This window comes from Streptomyces sp. NPDC041205 (assembly GCF_055591765.1).
The window spans coordinates 409,267-425,733 of record NZ_JBVIZH010000006.1; the positions used below are offsets into that span (position 1 = coordinate 409,267).

The 16,467-nt window shown below is 73.6% G+C and carries 14 protein-coding genes and 1 pseudogene; 5 read left to right on the plus strand and 10 right to left on the minus strand.

Annotated features, from left to right (window positions below; translation table 11 throughout):
* Positions 1 to 2: 2 nt before the first annotated feature.
* The 6 genes and pseudogenes from ACZ6BG_RS26915 to ACZ6BG_RS26940 all read right to left on the minus strand — a co-directional run bounded on the left by ACZ6BG_RS26915 (position 3) and on the right by ACZ6BG_RS26940 (position 8,158).
* Positions 3 to 1,391, minus strand: coding sequence for an aldehyde dehydrogenase family protein (locus ACZ6BG_RS26915; protein WP_469005952.1), 1,389 nt, complete (start codon positions 1,389 to 1,391; stop codon positions 3 to 5).
* A gap of 229 nt (positions 1,392 to 1,620) precedes the next feature.
* Positions 1,621 to 1,814 (minus strand): annotated as a pseudogene (locus ACZ6BG_RS26920) (transcriptional regulator); the annotation flags it as partial.
* 191 nt (positions 1,815 to 2,005) lie between these two features.
* The gene (locus ACZ6BG_RS26925) at positions 2,006 to 3,373 is read right to left on the minus strand and encodes an MFS transporter (protein ID WP_469005954.1); all 1,368 of its coding nucleotides are present in this window, start codon (positions 3,371 to 3,373) and stop codon (positions 2,006 to 2,008) included.
* 68 nt (positions 3,374 to 3,441) lie between these two features.
* On the minus strand, positions 3,442 to 4,902 hold the full coding sequence (locus ACZ6BG_RS26930) for a CitMHS family transporter (protein WP_469005956.1): 1,461 nt from the start codon (positions 4,900 to 4,902) through the stop codon (positions 3,442 to 3,444).
* 121 nt (positions 4,903 to 5,023) lie between these two features.
* Positions 5,024 to 7,357: a molybdopterin oxidoreductase family protein gene (locus tag ACZ6BG_RS26935; RefSeq protein ID WP_469005958.1), complete on the minus strand. Its 2,334-nt coding sequence runs from the start codon at positions 7,355 to 7,357 to the stop codon at positions 5,024 to 5,026.
* A gap of 141 nt (positions 7,358 to 7,498) precedes the next feature.
* Positions 7,499 to 8,158: a TetR/AcrR family transcriptional regulator gene (locus ACZ6BG_RS26940; protein WP_468480643.1), complete on the minus strand. Its 660-nt coding sequence runs from the start codon at positions 8,156 to 8,158 to the stop codon at positions 7,499 to 7,501.
* A gap of 121 nt (positions 8,159 to 8,279) precedes the next feature.
* On the opposite strand from ACZ6BG_RS26940, the gene hmgA reads away from it, so the two are divergent.
* Genes hmgA through ACZ6BG_RS26955 form a run of 3 tightly spaced genes read left to right on the plus strand, consistent with a single transcriptional unit; the run spans position 8,280 to position 11,656 of the window.
* On the plus strand, positions 8,280 to 9,626 hold the full coding sequence (gene hmgA / locus ACZ6BG_RS26945) for a homogentisate 1,2-dioxygenase (protein ID WP_469005962.1): 1,347 nt from the start codon (positions 8,280 to 8,282) through the stop codon (positions 9,624 to 9,626).
* A 52-nt stretch (positions 9,627 to 9,678) separates the two neighbouring features.
* Positions 9,679 to 10,428, plus strand: a complete 750-nt coding sequence (locus ACZ6BG_RS26950; RefSeq protein ID WP_030356155.1) for a GntR family transcriptional regulator — start codon at positions 9,679 to 9,681, stop codon at positions 10,426 to 10,428.
* A gap of 25 nt (positions 10,429 to 10,453) precedes the next feature.
* Complete coding sequence (locus tag ACZ6BG_RS26955; RefSeq protein WP_469005967.1) at positions 10,454 to 11,656, plus strand: type ISP restriction/modification enzyme; 1,203 nt, start codon at positions 10,454 to 10,456, stop codon at positions 11,654 to 11,656.
* 16 nt (positions 11,657 to 11,672) lie between these two features.
* Here ACZ6BG_RS26955 and ACZ6BG_RS26960 read toward each other — a convergent pair whose 3' ends face one another.
* A complete protein-coding gene (locus tag ACZ6BG_RS26960) occupies positions 11,673 to 11,954 on the minus strand; it encodes a hypothetical protein (RefSeq protein WP_469005969.1) in 282 nt (93 codons plus the stop codon).
* Here ACZ6BG_RS26960 and ACZ6BG_RS26965 point away from each other — a divergent pair.
* A complete protein-coding gene (locus ACZ6BG_RS26965) occupies positions 11,935 to 12,450 on the plus strand; it encodes a helix-turn-helix transcriptional regulator (RefSeq protein WP_469005971.1) in 516 nt (171 codons plus the stop codon). The genes ACZ6BG_RS26960 and ACZ6BG_RS26965 overlap by 20 nt on opposite strands.
* Positions 12,451 to 12,824: 374 nt before the next feature.
* Here the strand turns inward: ACZ6BG_RS26965 and ACZ6BG_RS26970 are convergent, their stop codons facing one another.
* The 3 genes from ACZ6BG_RS26970 to ACZ6BG_RS26980 all read right to left on the minus strand — a co-directional run bounded on the left by ACZ6BG_RS26970 (position 12,825) and on the right by ACZ6BG_RS26980 (position 14,568).
* Positions 12,825 to 13,097, minus strand: coding sequence for a hypothetical protein (locus tag ACZ6BG_RS26970; protein WP_030356142.1), 273 nt, complete (start codon positions 13,095 to 13,097; stop codon positions 12,825 to 12,827).
* A 116-nt stretch (positions 13,098 to 13,213) separates the two neighbouring features.
* Complete coding sequence (locus ACZ6BG_RS26975) at positions 13,214 to 14,029, minus strand: anti-sigma factor (protein ID WP_469005974.1); 816 nt, start codon at positions 14,027 to 14,029, stop codon at positions 13,214 to 13,216.
* Positions 14,026 to 14,568 (minus strand): sigma-70 family RNA polymerase sigma factor, encoded by a 543-nt coding sequence (locus ACZ6BG_RS26980; protein ID WP_469005977.1) that lies wholly within the window; start codon positions 14,566 to 14,568, stop codon positions 14,026 to 14,028. The genes ACZ6BG_RS26975 and ACZ6BG_RS26980 overlap by 4 nt, the downstream gene beginning before the upstream one ends.
* A 255-nt stretch (positions 14,569 to 14,823) precedes the next feature.
* On the opposite strand from ACZ6BG_RS26980, the gene ACZ6BG_RS26985 reads away from it, so the two are divergent.
* Positions 14,824 to 16,422 (plus strand): DUF4331 domain-containing protein, encoded by a 1,599-nt coding sequence (locus ACZ6BG_RS26985; protein WP_469005979.1) that lies wholly within the window; start codon positions 14,824 to 14,826, stop codon positions 16,420 to 16,422.
* Positions 16,423 to 16,467 lie beyond the last annotated feature (45 nt).

Genomic DNA, 16,467 nt, shown 5'->3' on the forward strand with positions numbered 1-16,467 from the left:
GGTCAGAACTGGAGCGACTTGGTCTGGAGGTACTCGGTGAGGCCGTGGGCGCCGAGTTCGCGGCCGACGCCCGACTCCTTGTAGCCGCCGAACGGGGCCAGCGGGTTGAAGCTGCCGCCGTTGATGTCGACCTGCCCGGTGTGCAGACGGCGGGCGAAGGCCACGGCCTCGGCGTCGTCACCGGCCCACACCGCGCCCGCGAGCCCGTACACGGTGCCGTTGGCGATGGCCTCGGCGTCCGCCTCGTCCTCGTACCGCAGGAGCGAGACGACGGGGCCGAAGATCTCCTCCTGGGCGATCGTCATCTCCGGCGTGACGTCGGCGAAGACCGTCGGGCGGACGTAGTAGCCCTGCTCGCGCGGGGCGTCGGGGCCGCCCGCGACCAGGCGGGCGCCCTCCTTGACGCCCTGCTCGATGTAGCCGCGCACGCGGGTGCGCTGCTTCTCGCTGACGACCGGGCCGATGCGGTCGCCGTACTTCGCGGCGGCGGCCGCGGCCAGCTCCACCGCCTCGTCGTAGCGCGAGGTGTGCACCAGCATCCGGGTCCAGGCGCTGCACGTCTGGCCGGAGTTGGCCATGACGTTGGCGACGCCGACGTTCACGGCCTTCGCGAGGTCGGCGCTCGGCAGGATGACGTTGGCGGACTTGCCGCCGAGTTCGAGGGCGACGCGTTTGACGGCGGCGCCCGCGAGGGCGCCGACGCGCTTGCCGACGGCCGTGGAGCCGGTGAACGACACCAGGTCGACGCCGTCGTGCTCGGCGAGCGCCTGGCCCGCGACCGGGCCGAGTCCGGTGACCAGGTTGAAGACGCCCGCGGGCAGCCCCGCCGCGTGCACGATCCCGGCGAACAGCCGCGCCGTCAGCGGGGTGTCCTCGGCGGGCTTGAGCACTACCGTGCAGCCCGCGGCGAGTGCGGGGGCGACCTTGGCGACGATCTGGTGCAGCGGGTAGTTCCAGGGCGTGATGGCGCCGACCACGCCGACGGGCTCGGCGTAGACCGTGGAGTTGCCGACCTTCTCCTCGAAGGCGTACGTGGCCGCGAGGTCCGCGTAGGACCCGGCGACCAGGACGGGGACGGCGGCGTGCACGGCCTCCGAGAAGCGGAGGGGGGCGCCCAGCTCGGCGGTGACCGTCTCGGCGATCTCGCCCTGGCGGGCGGCCAGGCCGTCGCGGATCGCGCCGAGCAGCGCCGCGCGCTCCCGGGGCGGGGTGGCCGACCAGGCGGGGAGGGCGGCCCTGGCCGCGCGGACGGCCGCGTCGACGTCCGCCGCGGTGCCCGCGGGGACGTGGGCGATGACCTCTTCGTCGGCCGGGTTCACGACGGGGATCGTGTCGCCCGTCGTGGCGGGGCGCCAGGCGCCCCCGATGTACATCCCGTCGTGGGCCTTCATCCCATTCCTCCCCAACGCGACCTGCGGCTGACGTGCGCACCCAAACTAGCGCCGTTAGTTTTCTGCCGCCAGGCCCCTCCGCGGGAGCTGCCCCGGCTCCTCCTCGGCGGCGGGCTCCGAGGCCGTCAGGCTGCCGAGCAGCGCCAGCGCGTGCGCGGAGGCGCTGCCGGGTTCGGCCTGGTGGACGACCTCGTCCCCCCTCCAACAGCAACACCCCGGCCAGCGCTCAGAGCATCTGCACCGGGGAATTTCGCTCCCGCCCCTGCTCAAGCCGTACGTAGTAGTCGGTACTCAACCCCGCCAGCATCGCCACCTCCTCCCACCTGAGCCCCGGCACCCGCCCCCCGGCACCCCGACATCCTCGGGCCCCACCCGCGCCCGCCGGACCCGAGAAAACTGCCCGAGGGGGTTTTCGCTGTCCATGCGCCGACGGTAGCGCCGGGGCCGAGGGGGCGGGTGGGCGTGCGACTCCCGGGCGAGCGCGGGCGCCACGGGGGCGAGGCGGCAGCAACAGCCCGCCCGGCCCCAGGCGCGCTCCAGCCGTGCGGCGCCGATCAGTAAAGCCCGTCCGGCGCTTGAGGACGAGCGCGCAGCGCGACCGGGGGCGCTCCGTCTCACCGGGACCGACGGGGCGGGTCCGGGACGCCGGACGGGGCCGACCCCCCGGGGCCGACTCCTGGCCCGGGCCCCCGGGGCCCGCGTCCAGAAGCCCCCGCGGGGACATCGCGGCGCAGGGCCAGCCCGGCCGCCCCCAGCAGCAGCACTCCCAGCGTCACGAAGGGCGCCCCCACCCCCGCCACCCCGGCGATCCCCCCGGCCCCGGCGGGCGCGGCCACCTGCCCGAGCCGGTTCCCGGTGAGCCGCAAGGCCAACGCCGTGGACCGCGCCTCCGCGGGCGCGGCCTGGACGACGGTCGTCATCGACAGGGGCTGACCGACCCCGAGGCAGAAGCCGAGCAGCACGAGCATGACGCCGAGCGCCCACACGGGCACGGGCACGGCGACCCCGGCACACAGCACCGCGCCGAGCAGACAGGTGACGGCGATGAGCGCCCGCCGCCCGAGGACCCGCAGGAGCGGCGTCATCACCAGCCGGCAGGCGATCGTGGCGCCCGCCCGCAGACTGAGCAGGATTCCCACGGTCGCGGGGGCGATCCCCCGGTGCTCGCCGACGACCGGCAGATAGGCGGTGAGGATGTCCGTCGCGGACAGCACGGCGAGGCTGATGAAGATCCCCGCGGGCACACCACGGGCCCGCAGAATCCCCAGCACGGGCACCTTGCGCGGCTGCTCCACCGCCTCCCGGCCCGCCGCCTCCCGATCCCCCGCACCCCGCCCGCGCGAACCCGCCGCCCCGGACACCCTCCGAGCCGTCGCCCACGCGGCCCCGCTGCCGTACTCGATCCGCCACAGCGCCCCGGCCCCGACCGCCCCGACCCCCGCCGACACCACGAGGGCGAGGGCGCTGGTGCGGTCCATGTCCGGCCCGATGAGGGCCCCCGCGGCGATCGGGCCGACGAGTTGGCCGAGCGAGGCGCCGATCGTGAAGTGGCCGAAGTTCCGGTCCTGTTCGGAGGGCGCCGACTGGCGGGCCACGATCGACTGGGCACCGATGACGAAGCAGAGGTGGCCGAGCCCCATGACCCCGCTCCACGCGGCGAGCGCGGCGAGGGAGGAGGCCGTACCGCTGAGCGCGCACCCGCCCGCGATGAGCGCGACGCCGACGGGCAGCAGCGGCGCGCAGCGCCCGTGGTCGGTGCGGCGGCCGAGCGGCACGGCGGCGAAGAGCGGGAGCAGGGCGTACACGCCCGCGATGACGCCGATGGCGCGTTCGTCGGCACCCAGCGACAGGGCCCGGTAGGAGACGGCGGGCCGCGCCATCGACACCGCCCCCTGCGCGAAGCTGAAGGCGATGACGAGGCGCAGCAGCCAGCCCCGGCCGGGCGGCGGGCCATGGCCGCGGCGGCGGGCGCCCGACCACATCAGCGAACCCCGTCCGGCGTCATCGGCGTACCCCGTACCGCGTCATCGGCGGACCCCGTCCCACGGCATCAGATGATGCCGAAGAGGATTCCGGCGCCGAGCACCACCAGCGAGGTGAGCACGGCCCACTTGACGGTGAACCGGGTGTGGTCGCCGAACTCGACCTTCGCCATGCCCACGAGGACGTACACGGCGGGCACCAGCGGGCTCGACATGTGCAGGGCCTGGCCCGCGATGGAGGCGCGGGCGATCTCCAGGGAGGAGACGCCGTGCGCCTGGCCCGCCTCGGCGAGGACCGGCAGAACGCCGAAGTAGAAGCCGTCGTTGGACATGAAGTAGGTGAGCGGGATCGACAACAGGCCTGTGACCAGGCCCATCTGGCCGCCCATGCCGTCGGGGATGGTGGAGACGAGCCAGTCGGCCATGTGGTCGACCATGCCGGTGCCGGTGAGGACGCCGGTGAAGACGGCGGCGGCGAAGACCATGCCGGTGACGTTCAGTACGTTCTCGGCGTGGGCGGCGATGCGGGCCTTCTGGTCGGGCATGTGCGGGAAGTTGACCGTGAGGGCGAGGGCCGCGCCGAGGAGGAACAGGACGGGGATCGGCAGCCACTCCATGATCATGGCGGTGAGGAGCAGGACCGTCAGGGCCGCGTTGAACCAGTAGAGCTTGGGGCGCAGGGTGGGGCGGTCGGGGTCGAGCCCCTGGAAGCCGTCGTCACCGGTGTCCGCGTCCGCCCCGGCCGAACCCGAACCCACCGCCGCGGAGCCGGAGTTGCCGCCCGCGGCAAGACCACCCTTCGCGGGGCCGCCCTTGGTGAAGCTGACGCGCCCGGCGTCCGCTTCCCCGCCCGTCCCCACGAGCACCGGCTCCCCGGCCCGCGTCTCGCTCTCCAGGACCTCGTCCAGCGAGAGCACCCCGAGCCGCCTGCGCTCCCGCAGGCCGAGGACGTACGACAGGATGAAGACGGCGACGAGTCCGCAGGCGAGCGCCGGGATCATGGGGACGAAGATGTCGGCCGCGTCGACCTTGAGCGCGGTGGCCGCGCGGGCGGTGGGGCCGCCCCAGGGCAGCGTGTTCATCACGCCGTTGGCGGTGGCCGCGACACCCGTCATCACGACGAGGCTCATCTTCAGGCGCTTGTACAGCGGGTACATCGCCGAGACCGTGATCATGAAGGTGGTGGAGCCGTCGCCGTCGAGGGAGACGATCGCGGCGAGGACGGCGGTGCCGACCACGATCCGCATCGGGTCCGCCTTGCAGAACCGCAGGATGCCTCGGACGATCGGGTCGAACAGACCCACGTCGATCATGACGCCGAAGTACACGATGGCGAACATGAGCATCGCGGCCGTGGGGGCCAGGTTGCCCACACCGTCGAGGACGTAGTCCCCGAGGTGGGCGCCCTTTCCTACGAAGACGCAGAACAGCGCGGGGATGAGCACCAGTGCCGCGATCGGCGACATCTTCTTCATCATGATCAGCACCAGGAAGGTGGCGATCATGACGAATCCGAGGATTGTCAGCATGGGGGCTACCTATCGTTCACCATCGAACTACCACCAGGTCTGGCGGTTCGGATGACCGTAGGACCGGCTATCAAGCGTTAACAAGACGTTGACACGCGAGCAATAAGCGCAGAACTCCAGGTCAGCGGGTTTCTGGCGGCGCCAGCGGGGCGAGGGTGACCCGGAAGCCGTTGAGCACCGCGGTGCCGGAGAGCGGGTCGAGGAGCGTGCCGTCCAGGAGCTGGTTGACGTTGGCTCCCGGATCGGCCGCGGCCACGCTCAGCCGGGTGCCGGGCCGGTCGTGGCCCCAGCCGTGCGGCAGGCTCACGACGCCGGGGCGCACGGCGTCGGTGACCTCGACGGGCACGGCGATCTCGCCGCCGGCCGCGGTGACGCGGGCCTGCCCGCCGTCGTCGAGGCCGAGGCGGTCGGCGTCGTCGGGGTGGACGTGCAGCGTGCAGCGGTTGGTGCCGCCGACGAGGGCGGGGACGTTGTGCATCCAGCTGTTGTTGGAGCGCAGATGGCGGCGGCCGACCAGGACGAGTCCGGCCGGGGACCCGTCCGGGGTGCGGGACTCGTCCAGGGCGCGGGCGAGGCGCGGCAGGTCGTCGGCGATCGGTCCGGGCAGCAGTTCGACGCGGCCGCTGCGGGTCTTCAGGAGCTGGGGGACGCGGGGTTCGAGGGGGCCGAGGTCGATGCCGTGGGGGTGGTCGAGGAGGCGCTGGAGGCTGAGCCCTTCCGGGTCGGCGCCGAAGCCGTCGCCGTACGGGCCGAGGCGCAGCATCAGGTCCAGGCGCCGCTCGGGTCCGCTCTCGCCCGTGAGCTGATCGGCCAGTTCCTTGGGGTCCTGGCCGTGCACGGGAGCGTGCGGATCGGCGACGGCCTTGCCGAGGGTGCGGTCGATGGCGAGGGTGTCGACGGCGGCCGGGTCGGCGCCGTGCATGCCGATGGCGGCGAGCACGAGCCGGGCCAGGATCTCCGTCTCCGCCATCCGCCCCGGCTCAAGGGGGACGGCGGCGCGGTTGTAGCGGACCTGGTTGCGCACGGCGAGCGCGTTGAGGGCGAAGTCGTGATGGGGGCTCTGCGAGGGCGGGGGCGGCGGCAGGATGACGTGCGCGTGGCGTGAGGTCTCGTTCAGGTACGGGTCGACGCTGACCATGAAGTCCAGTGACTCCAGGGCCTTGTCGAGGCGGTCGCCGTCGGGGGCGGAGAGGACGGGGTTGGCGGCGATGGAGATGAGGGCACGGATGGGGCTCTCCCCCAGACCGCCGTCCACGGCACCGCCACCGCCCGGGCCGCCGTCCACCGCGTCGCGCTCGCCACCCGCCCCGCGCGCAGGCGTGTCGATCTCCGCCGCCAGCGCGGCGATCGGCAGCTCCCCCTTCGCCTCCGGGTGCCCGTGGGCGCGGCTGCGCCAGCGGCCGAGGGCGAAGCCCTTGCCGGGTCCGGCCGGGCGCCGGGCCCGGTCCGTGGCGGAGAGCGGGAACATGGCGCCGCCGGGCCGGTCGAGGTTGCCGGTGAGGACGTTCAGTACGTCGACGAGCCAGCAGGTGAGGGTGCCGAGGGCGACGGTGCTCGCGCCGACGCGTCCGTAGACGGCTGCCGTGGGCGCGCCCGCGAGCTCGTGGGCCAGCTCCCGGATGGTGGCGGCGGGTACGTCGCAGGCGGCGGCGACGGCTTCGGGCGTGAAGTCCCGTACGGCGTCGGCGACTTGATCCACCCCCACCACCTGCCCGTCGAGCGCCCCCAGTGCGACCAGGCCGTCCGCGAACAGGACCTGCGCCATCGCGGCGAGCAGCAGCGCGTCCGTGCCGGGCCGGATCGCCACGTGCCGGTCGGCCAGCTTCGCGGTGCGGGTGCGGCGCGGGTCGACGACGGTGAGCCTGCCGCCGCGGGCGCGCAGCGCCTTGAGCCTGCCGGGGAAGTCGGGCGCGGTGCACAGGCTGCCGTTGGAGTCCAGCGGGTTGGCGCCGAGCATCAGGAGGTGGTCCGTGCGGTCCAGGTCCGGCACGGGGATGGCGAGGGCGTCGCCGAAGAGGAGTCCGCTGGAGACGTGCTTGGGCATCTGGTCGACGGTGCTGGCCGTGAACAGGCTGCGGGTGCCGAGGCCCGCGAGCAGCAGCGGCGGGTAGAGGGCACCGGCCACGGTGTGCACGTTCGGGTTGCCCAGCACGACGCCGACCGCGTGCGGCCCGTACCGCTCGGCCAGCGGCCGGATGCCCGCCGCGACGGCGTCGAAGGCCTCTTCCCAACTGGCCTCCTCAAGCCGCCCGTTCCGGCGTACGAGAGGTCGCCGCAGCCGGTCCGGGTCGCTGTCGGCCGCGCCGAAGGAGGCGCCCTTCGGGCAGATGAAGCCGCGGCTGAACACGTCGTCCTTGTCGCCGCGCGCGCCGGTCACGGCGGTTCCCTCGACGGTGAGGGTGAGGCCGCAGGTGGCTTCGCAGAGGGGGCAGACGCGCAGGGCGGTGCGGGGCATGGGTCCTCCAGAACGGCCGCGGCGGCGACCGCGGGGGCTTCGGCGCACGGACGGGTCGAGCATACCGACCGGTATGCATGGTGGCGAGAGCCACGGCTCGGTCCGGCGCCGCCGCCGGGTCGGCCCAGCAGCCCGCCCACCTCAGTCCAACACCCCCGCCAGATAAGCCCGCAGCAGCGCCCGCGCCTCCCCCACGATCGCCTCGTCCCCGGCCGGGTCCACCCGGAAGGCGAGGCGGAAGAGCGCGTCGGCGGTCTCGACGGCGACCAGGAAGGCGCGGCGCAGGGCGGGGTCGGGAGCGCGCCCGATGTGGCCGGAGAGCAGCTCCGCGAGGTGGTCGGCGACGCGGTGGTTGGGGGCGGCGCCGGGGTCCCCGACGGGGATCTGGGTGCCGAAGTCGACGAGGGCGAAGCCGGGGGCGGTGCGCTTCATGGCGAGGTACTCGTCGAGGAGCGCGTCGAGGGCGGCCCGCCAGTCGCCCGGCGCGACCGGCACGAGCCGCCGGGTGACCCGTCCGGCGTAGCGCTCCAGGTTGCGGTGGGCCAGGGCGTCGACGAGGGCCCGCTTGTTGCCGAAGAAGCGGTAGACGGAGCCGATGGGCACGCCCGCGCGCTCGGCGACGGACCGGGTGGTCAGGCTCTCGTAGCCGGTCTCGTCGAGGAGGTCGGCGCAGGCGTCGAGGATGCGGGCGAGGCGCTCGGCGCTGCGGCGCTGGACGGGGGCGCGGCGCAGGGCGGCGGGGGCGGGCGGGGACTCGGCGGCGGGTGCGGGCGGGGGCTCGGAGGCGCTGCGGTCCTGCATCCCGGGAGAGTAGAGCACTGTTCACATTTCATGGATCCTCTTGCGCTGGGAAATCGCGAATCCTACGGTGTTCCATAGGAATCAGGTCGGGATCACCGACCGGGGAGCCGAGGGAGCTGTGATGAGCGGGGACGACCCGAGGGACCACGCACGCAAGACCGCCGAGGGACTGAGCTACCTCACCGGCTTCGGCAACGAACACAGCTCGGAAGCCGTGCCCGGCGCCCTGCCGCACGGCCGCAACTCGCCCCAGCGCGCCCCCCTCGGCCTGTACGCGGAGCAGCTGAGCGGCACCGCGTTCACCGAGCCGCGCGCCCACAACCGCCGCTCCTGGCTGTACCGCATCCGCCCCTCGGCGGCGCACCCGGCGTTCACGCGCGTCGACAACGGCGCGCTCCGCACGGCCCCCTTCACCGAGGCCGTCCCCGACCCCAACCGGCTGCGCTGGGACCCGCTGCCGGAGCCCGCCCCCGGCACGGACTGGCTCGCGGGCCTGTGGACCCTCGGTGGCAACGGCGACGCCACGCAGCGCACGGGCATGGCGGTGCACCTGTACCACGCCAACTCCTCCATGACGGACCGGGTGTTCAGCGACGCCGACGGCGAGCTGCTCATCGTCCCCGAGCACGGCGGCCTGCTGCTGCGCACCGAGTTCGGCCTGCTGCACGCCGAGCCCGGTCACGTGGCCCTGATCCCGCGCGGGGTCCGCTTCCGCGTGGAGCTCCTCGACGACAGCGCCCGCGGCTACGTGTGCGAGAACTACGGCGCGGTCTTCCAGCTCCCCGACCTCGGCCCGATCGGCGCCAACGGCCTCGCGAACGCGCGGGACTTCAAGGCTCCGGTGGCCGCGTACGAGGACGACTCGGACACGGCGGGCCCCGTCGAGGTCGTCAACAAGTTCTGCGGCAACCTCTGGTCGGCGACCTACGACCACTCCCCGCTCGACGTCGTCGCCTGGCACGGCAACCACGTCCCGTACGTGTACGACCTGCACCGCTTCAACGTCATCGGCACCATCTCGTACGACCACCCGGACCCGTCGATCTTCACGGTGCTCACCTCCCCCTCGGACACCCCGGGCCTCGCGGGCGTCGACTTCGTGGTGTTCGCGCCGCGCTGGCTGGTCGGCGAGGACACCTTCCGGCCGCCGTACTTCCACCGGAACGTGATGAGCGAGTACATGGGCCTGATCGAAGGCGCGTACGACGCCAAGACCGCCGGAAAGGGGGGTTTCGTGCCCGGCGGCGGCTCGCTGCACAACATGATGTCGGCGCACGGACCCGACCGTGAGACCTTCGAGAAGGCCAGCGCCGCCGAGCTGAAGCCGCAGCGGATCGACGACGGCCTGGCCTTCATGTTCGAGACGCGCTGGCCCGTCACCGCCACCGAGCAGGCGGCGACGGCCGGACACCTGCAGCGCGCCTACGACGACGTGTGGCAGGGTCTGGAGCGTCATTTCCGGCCGTAGTGGCATCACTTCCGGCCGCTGCCCGCGTCGCTACCGGAGTACGGAGTTCCACGTGACCGCTTTCGCCCCGGACTCGATCGTCCTGAACCGAAAGCTGCCGCTCTGGTATCAGGTGTCGCAGTCCTTGCGCGCCTCGATACTCGGCCGGGCGCCGGATGCCCCGCTGCGCCTGCCCACCGAGGAGCAGTTGGCGGGGCATTACGGCGTCAGCGTGCTCACCATGCGGCAGGCCCTCAAGGAGCTGGAGGACGAGGGCCTGATCAGCAGGCACCGGCGGCGCGGCACGTTCATCGAGCCCGGGGTGCAGCGCGGTTCGCCGGTGCGGCTGCTCGGCTCGGTGGACGCGATCGTGGCCCAGCAGTCCGGCATGGACACCAAGCTCCTGTCCCAGGGGCAGGAGCCGGTGCCCGCCGAACTCGCCGAGTACTTCCCGGACGTGGACCGGGTCGCCACGTACCACCGGCTGCGCAGCGACACCAAGACCGGCGAGCCGACCAACCACGCCCGCAACCACATCCGCCCCGACCTCGCCGACCGCGTCGACCCCGCCGACCTGGAGCGGTGGCCGATGACGAAGGTCCTGCGGGACGTGGTGGGCGTGGCGATCTCCCGCATCACCGACACCGTGGAGGCCACTCTCGCCGACCCCGAGACGGCCCGCCTCCTCCAAGTGCCGCTGCTCAGCCCGATCCTGCACTACACCGGCATCACCTACGACGACCAGGGCCGGGCCCTGGACGTGGCGCGGATCCACTACCGCGGGGACCGGTTCTCGTTCACGGTCACGCTGGACGCGACCTGACGGCCCCCGGCGGGAGCGTCGTACGATGCCGGGCGTGACGCACGACGAAGCGCCGCTGCTCGCGGATCTCCTGCCGTGGTCCGTCGCGCCGCTCAGGCCCGGGCGCGGGTGGCCGATGGCGCCGGACGCCGCGTCCCTCAAGGCCCGTTGGCAGGCCTTCGTCCGCGCCGACGCCGCCGGCCGCGAGGCGCTCCTGCGGCCCACCCGGTCCCGGACCCTGCACACCGCCGTCGCCCAACTGCCCGGCTTCGACGGCGCCACGGTCCGCCTCGCCCGCGAGAGCGGCCCCTGCCCCGAGCCCGTCCGCGTCCTGCACGGCCCCTTCGACGAGCAGTGGCTCATCCCCGACCACCGGCTCATCGACGTGGCCCGGCCCGAGCTGTGGCGCGTCCTCGGCGACGGACAGCTCTTCCTCACCGAGCAGGGGTACGTGGCCGACGGGGCAGGCTCCCCGGGCCCTGCGGTCATCGCGTCCACCGTGCTCCCCGACGGGTGCTCCCCGGCAGGCCGCCCCGGCCGCGTCCGCCCCCTGTTCCGGCGCCCCGGCGGCGTCGAACCCAACCTCGCGCCGGGCCTGTTGCGCCATCTCACGCGGGTGTACGGGGCCGAGGTCACTGCCCGGGACGTCCTCGCGTGGACGCTGGCGGCCGCACGGGCCTCGGCGTCGGGCTGCGCGGTGCCGCTGACCTCCGACGCCCGGGTGTGGGAGCGGGGCGTCGCGGCGGGGCGGCGGCTCCTGTGGCTGCACCTGCGGGGCGCGGGCGGCGAGCGCCCCAAACTGCCCGGCGGCCGGCGCCCCTACGTCCGCTCACCGCTGCCCGCGCGGCCCGACGCCCTCGCCTACGCCCCGGACGAGGAAGCCCTCCTGGTCGGCGAGAGCGGCGTCATCTCCCCCGTGCCCGCGGCCGCCTGGGACTTCCGGGTGAGCGGCGTGCGGGTCCTTGAGCTGTGGTTCGACCGGCGGACGGCCGAGGCGGAACCGGGCTCCCTGGAGGCCGTGCGCCCGGCCTCCTGGCCCCAGGAGTGGACGTCCCAGCTCCTCGAACTGGTCACGGTCCTCGCGCTCCTCGCGGCGGAGGAGCCGTTCGACGCCGGGGACGCGGGGCGGATCACGGCCGGGGACCTGCGGGCGGCCGGGGTGCTTCCGGTGCCCGGCTCGGCACGGCGCCCCGCTTCGGTCCTCGACCACCATGAGGAGGGCCCTGAGGGGCAGTTCGCGCTGCTGTGAGGGCCGACGCCCGCCGTCACGCGCGGCGAGCGCGCCCCGCCCCCGGCAGCAGCGCCACCAGGCTCAGCCCCTGGAGCACCACCAGCACGACGACGCCCACGTGGAAGCCGGACGCTCCGCCGCCGCCGACGCCGTACGCGAGTGCGGCGACCGCCGGGCCCACCGCGAACGCCAGCGTGCGGGACGTGTTGCCGACGCCGCCCGCCGTCCGCGCCGGAGAGCCCGACAGCGCCAGGGAGTTGGCGAAGCGGTACGCCGAGTGGGCCGGGCACACGGGCATGCCGTGGGCCCGCGCCATCGCGGCCCGCTGCCGGGGGCTCCTCGCCGAGGCCGGGGCGGCCGGGGCCGACGCCGTGCACGCGGCGTACGAGGAGGCCCTGCGGCTGCACGCGGACGACGGCCGCCCCTTCGAGCGGGCCCGCACCCAGCTGCTCTTCGGCCAGTGGCTGCGGCGGGCGGGCCGCAGGAGCGAGGCCCGCGGGCCGCTGCGGGCGGCGCTCGACGTGTTCGAGCTGTCGGAGGCGGCGCCGTGGGCAGAGCGGGCCCGCGCCGAGCTGCGCGCCACCGGCGAGAGCAGGTCCCCGCAGCACCCGGAGAAACTGACGGCGGCCCGCCTGACCCCCCAGGAACGCCAGGTGGTCCGCCTGGCCGCCACCGGCATGACCAACCGCGACATCGGTGCCCACCTGTTCCTGTCCCCACGCACGGTCGGCTACCACCTGTACAACGCGTACCCCAAGCTGGGCATCTCCTCCAGAGGCGACCTACCCCACCTGAACCTGCAGCCCGACTGAGCCCAACACCCCCCAACGGCCGCACACAGCAAAGCCGTTACGAAGCCGAGAAGCGGGAGAAACACCGGGACGGGGCGCGGGGGGGACATCTCAGCCCGTCCGGCACTCGGGAACGAGGCACAGGGCAGACAATCTAAGCCCGTCCGGCGATTGAGGACGAGGCGTGGAGCGCCGATTCGGCGGCGCCCCGCCCCACGGGCACACGGCGACAACGCACACGGCAACAAACCAGACGGGGCGCACCAACAACGACAGAAAGCCGGGCATTCCGGACCCCTGGCCCGACAACGAGGTGGGCGGGCGGGAAGAAAAGAGCAAAGAGAGGGAGGACGGCGGGACGCCACGGCCCGAGACCAAGGCGCCCACGCCAGAAACTAGTGGCTGCCGAACAGCGAACGCCGCAACCGCCGCAGCGGAGCGAACAGCGACACCCGGCGCACCCGTGCGCGCCTGCCGCCGCTGCGGTCGTGCGCGACATCACGCGAGGTGAGCTCGCGCATCAGCAGCGTCGCCTCGGCCGCCTCGCGCTGCGGGACGGCGGGGCCGCCCAGCACCGAGAGATGACGGTCGAGACGCGAACTGCTCGCGCCGCTCCCACAAGTGATCGCAGGGACCCTCGCCCTACTGCGCACTGTTATCTGTTCCATGTCACTCCCCACCCGTACGAGGGCACCCGGCCCAGGGCAGGTTAACCCTATCGCCCCGCCATGACACTCGTGTATCCCGGTCGCAGGATTCACCTTCTCCACAAGGACGTTGACGATTACTCTCCGAATCCAACTGATTTCAGGGAGAGTTGGACAACCGGTGCGGTGGTGGGCCGCACCGAGCCCCCGTCGGGTTCGACGGTGACAGCGAGTGAGCTCGCGTTCCTCCTCAGATCGTCCGCGACGACCGGCGTTTCGCCGTCGAGAAGGCCCAGGGAGCGGGGCGCGGCCCCGGCCCGCATCACCCACAGTTGATGGTCCCGGCCGACGGGCGGGCTGCCGAGCCGGGACGGCGTGACCACGGCCTGCCTCCGCGTGCGGGACGCGACGACGCCGAGGCCGCGCCCGCGGACGTCCTTGGCGTCGGCCGCGCGGACGTCGGGCGCGGCCAGGACGTGGGCGATCTCACGTGTGGCGGCCCGCTCCTCGTCGAGCCGGTCACCGGCGCGGCCGAGGGCGAGGGCGAGGACGCCGGCGGCGACGAGGGCGAGGACGGCGGCGGACGCGGCGAGCGCCACGAGGACGGGGGCACGGCCGCGCGCCGGTTCCCCCCCCCGCTCCCGCACCACCACCGCGGGCTCCGGAGCCTCCTGCTCGGTGGCGCGCACGGCGGTCAGGATGCGGTCCCGCAGGTCCGGCGGCGCCGGGACGGAGGCGGCGCGCGCCAGGCGTACGGTGTCGGCGGCGAGCGCGCGCACCTCGTCGGTGCAGCGCGGGCACCCCTCCAGGTGCCGTTCGAAGCGGCGGGTCTCCTGCGGTTCGAGGGCGTCGAGGGCGTACGGCACGGCGAGGGAGTGCACGGTGCGGCCGATCCGCAGGCCGCCCACGTACATCCGGATGCGGCCGAACAGGCCGGTGCCCGTAAGTCTCATGCGGCGGCGCCCAGACAGTCGCGGAGCCGCAGGAGGCCGTCCCGCATCCGGGTCTTGACGGTGCCGAGGGGGACGGAGAGGCGGCGGGCCACCTCGCGGTAGGTGTAGCCGTCGTAGTAGGCGAGCGTCACGGCCTGGTGCTGGAGGTCCGTGAGCCGCTCCAGGCAGCGGCGCACCCACTCGCGCTCCAGGCTGCCCTCGACCTCCTCGGCGACCTGGTCGAACGCGGGCGTCTCGGCGCGCTGGGCGACGCGCTGCTCGCGGTCGCTCGCGGCCCGCGCGCTGCGGACCCGGTCGACGGCCCTGCGGTGGGCGAGCGTGAGGATCCAGGACAGGGCACTGCCGCGCGCCGGGTCGTAGCGGGCGGCGGTGCGCCACAGTTCGAGCAGCACCTCCTGGACCACCTCCTCCGACTGGGCGGGGTCGCGCAGCACTCTGCGGACCAGTCCGTACACGGGCCCGGACACCAGTGCGTACAGCTCCTCGAACGCCTTCTGGTCGCCGCGGGCCACCAGTGGCAGCAGTGCGTCAGCGTCCACCGAGCCCCCCCCCCTTTCGTGACTGCTCCCCGGGTCTTCCGGCCCACGTCCCGGCCCTTCCCCGCTCCCCCGGGCGCCCAATTCTGGACGCGGTGGGGGTTCGGTGCGAGACCTCCGGCGGGATTGGTGCCAATCCGCGCGGGGCGCGGCACCGAATGGCGGGGCAGACGGACCGCGCCCGGCCCACGCGCGCGGCCGTCGGGACAACGCACGAGAAACGACTGACCACCCACCACCACAGTGAGGACGGACGCGATGACAGCAGTCGCGAGGAGCCGCGCGAGGCTACGGAGCACCCGTGGCATCGTCGGGCTCGTGTGCGGCGTGCTGGCCGCCGGGGGGCTCGCAGCCGCCGGGACCGGCACGCTCGAACCGGAGGCGGCCCACGCCTCCAGCCACCGTGAGGCCCCGTTGATCTCGGGGCAGCCGCAGTACGACAACACGGACGTGTACGCGTTCGTCAGCCCCGACAAGCCCGACACCACGACGATCGTCGCGAACTGGCTGCCGTTCTCGGAGCCCGCGGGCGGCCCGAACTTCTACACGTTCGCCGAGGACGCCCAGTACGACGTGCACATCGACAGCGACGGCGACGCGCAGGGCGACCTGCTGTACCGCTGGACCTTCGACACCCGTACGAAGAACGGGGACACGTTCCTCTACAACACCGGCGCCGTCACGTCCCTCGACGACCCCGACCTGAACGTGACGCAGACGTACGACATCGACCTGCTGCGGCTGAAGGACCAGAAGGTCGTCTCGACGAAGAAGGTCGCCGACGACCTGCCGGTCGCGCCGAGCCATGTCGGCAAGGCGTCCATGCCCGACTACGCCAAGCTGCGCGGCCAGGCCGTGCGGAAGCTGGCGGACGGCGGCACGGCATTCGCCGGGCAGGCCGACGATCCGTTCTTCCTGGACCTGCGGGTGTTCGACCTGCTGTACGGGGGCGATCTGTCGGAGGTCGGGCGGGACACCCTCGCCGGGTACAACGTCAACTCCGTCGCCCTGCAGGTGCCGTCCGCCGCGATCCGGCAGTCCGAGAAGCAGCCGACGGTCGGCGTCTGGTCGACGACGCAGCGCAAGAACGCCGCCGGGAAGTGGACGCAGGTCTCCCGGCTCGGGGCGCCGCTCGTCAACGAGGTCGTCGTCCCGATGAAGGACAAGGACAAGTTCAACGCGTCCGCGCCCTGGAACGACGCGGACTTCCTGCCGTACGTCACCAAGCCGGAGCTGCCGCGCCTGATCGAGTCGATCTACAAGATCAAGGCACCCAAGGAGCCCCGCAACGACCTGGTGTCGGTGTTCCTGACCGGCGTGAAGGACCTCAACCAGCCGCCGGGCGTACGCCCCGCCGAGGCCCTGCGCCTCAACACCTCCATCAAGCCCACCGCGTCGCCGAAGCGGCTCGGCGTCCTCGACGGCGACAACGCGGGCTACCCCAACGGGCGGCGCCTCGGCGACGACGTCCTCGACATCTCCCTCCAGGTCGTCCAGGGCGAACTCGTCGGCCAGAAGAACGACTTGGGCGACGCCGTCAACGCCAACGACCGCGCCTTCGGACGCTCCTTCCCGTACCTTGCCCTGCCCACGTCGGGCTCCCGAGGCCCGCTCGCCGAGAAGGGCGCACGCTCCGGCTCGGACGACGGCTCCGGAGCACCCCGCGACGCCCTGACCGGCGGCGCGCCGGCCACGGCCGTCCGCGACACGGACGACTCCACCGACACCGTCCTCCTGGCCTCCGCCGCAGCCGGCGGCGCCGGCCTCCTGCTCCTGACCCTCGGCCTCGTGTGGTGGCGCATGCGGGACGGCGGCTCGGGTCCGCGGGGACGCGGGTCCGGGGTCATGGGGGGTTGAGAGATGACTTGGCGCCGCTTCGGGGGTTGGCGGAGGGTGGCTCGG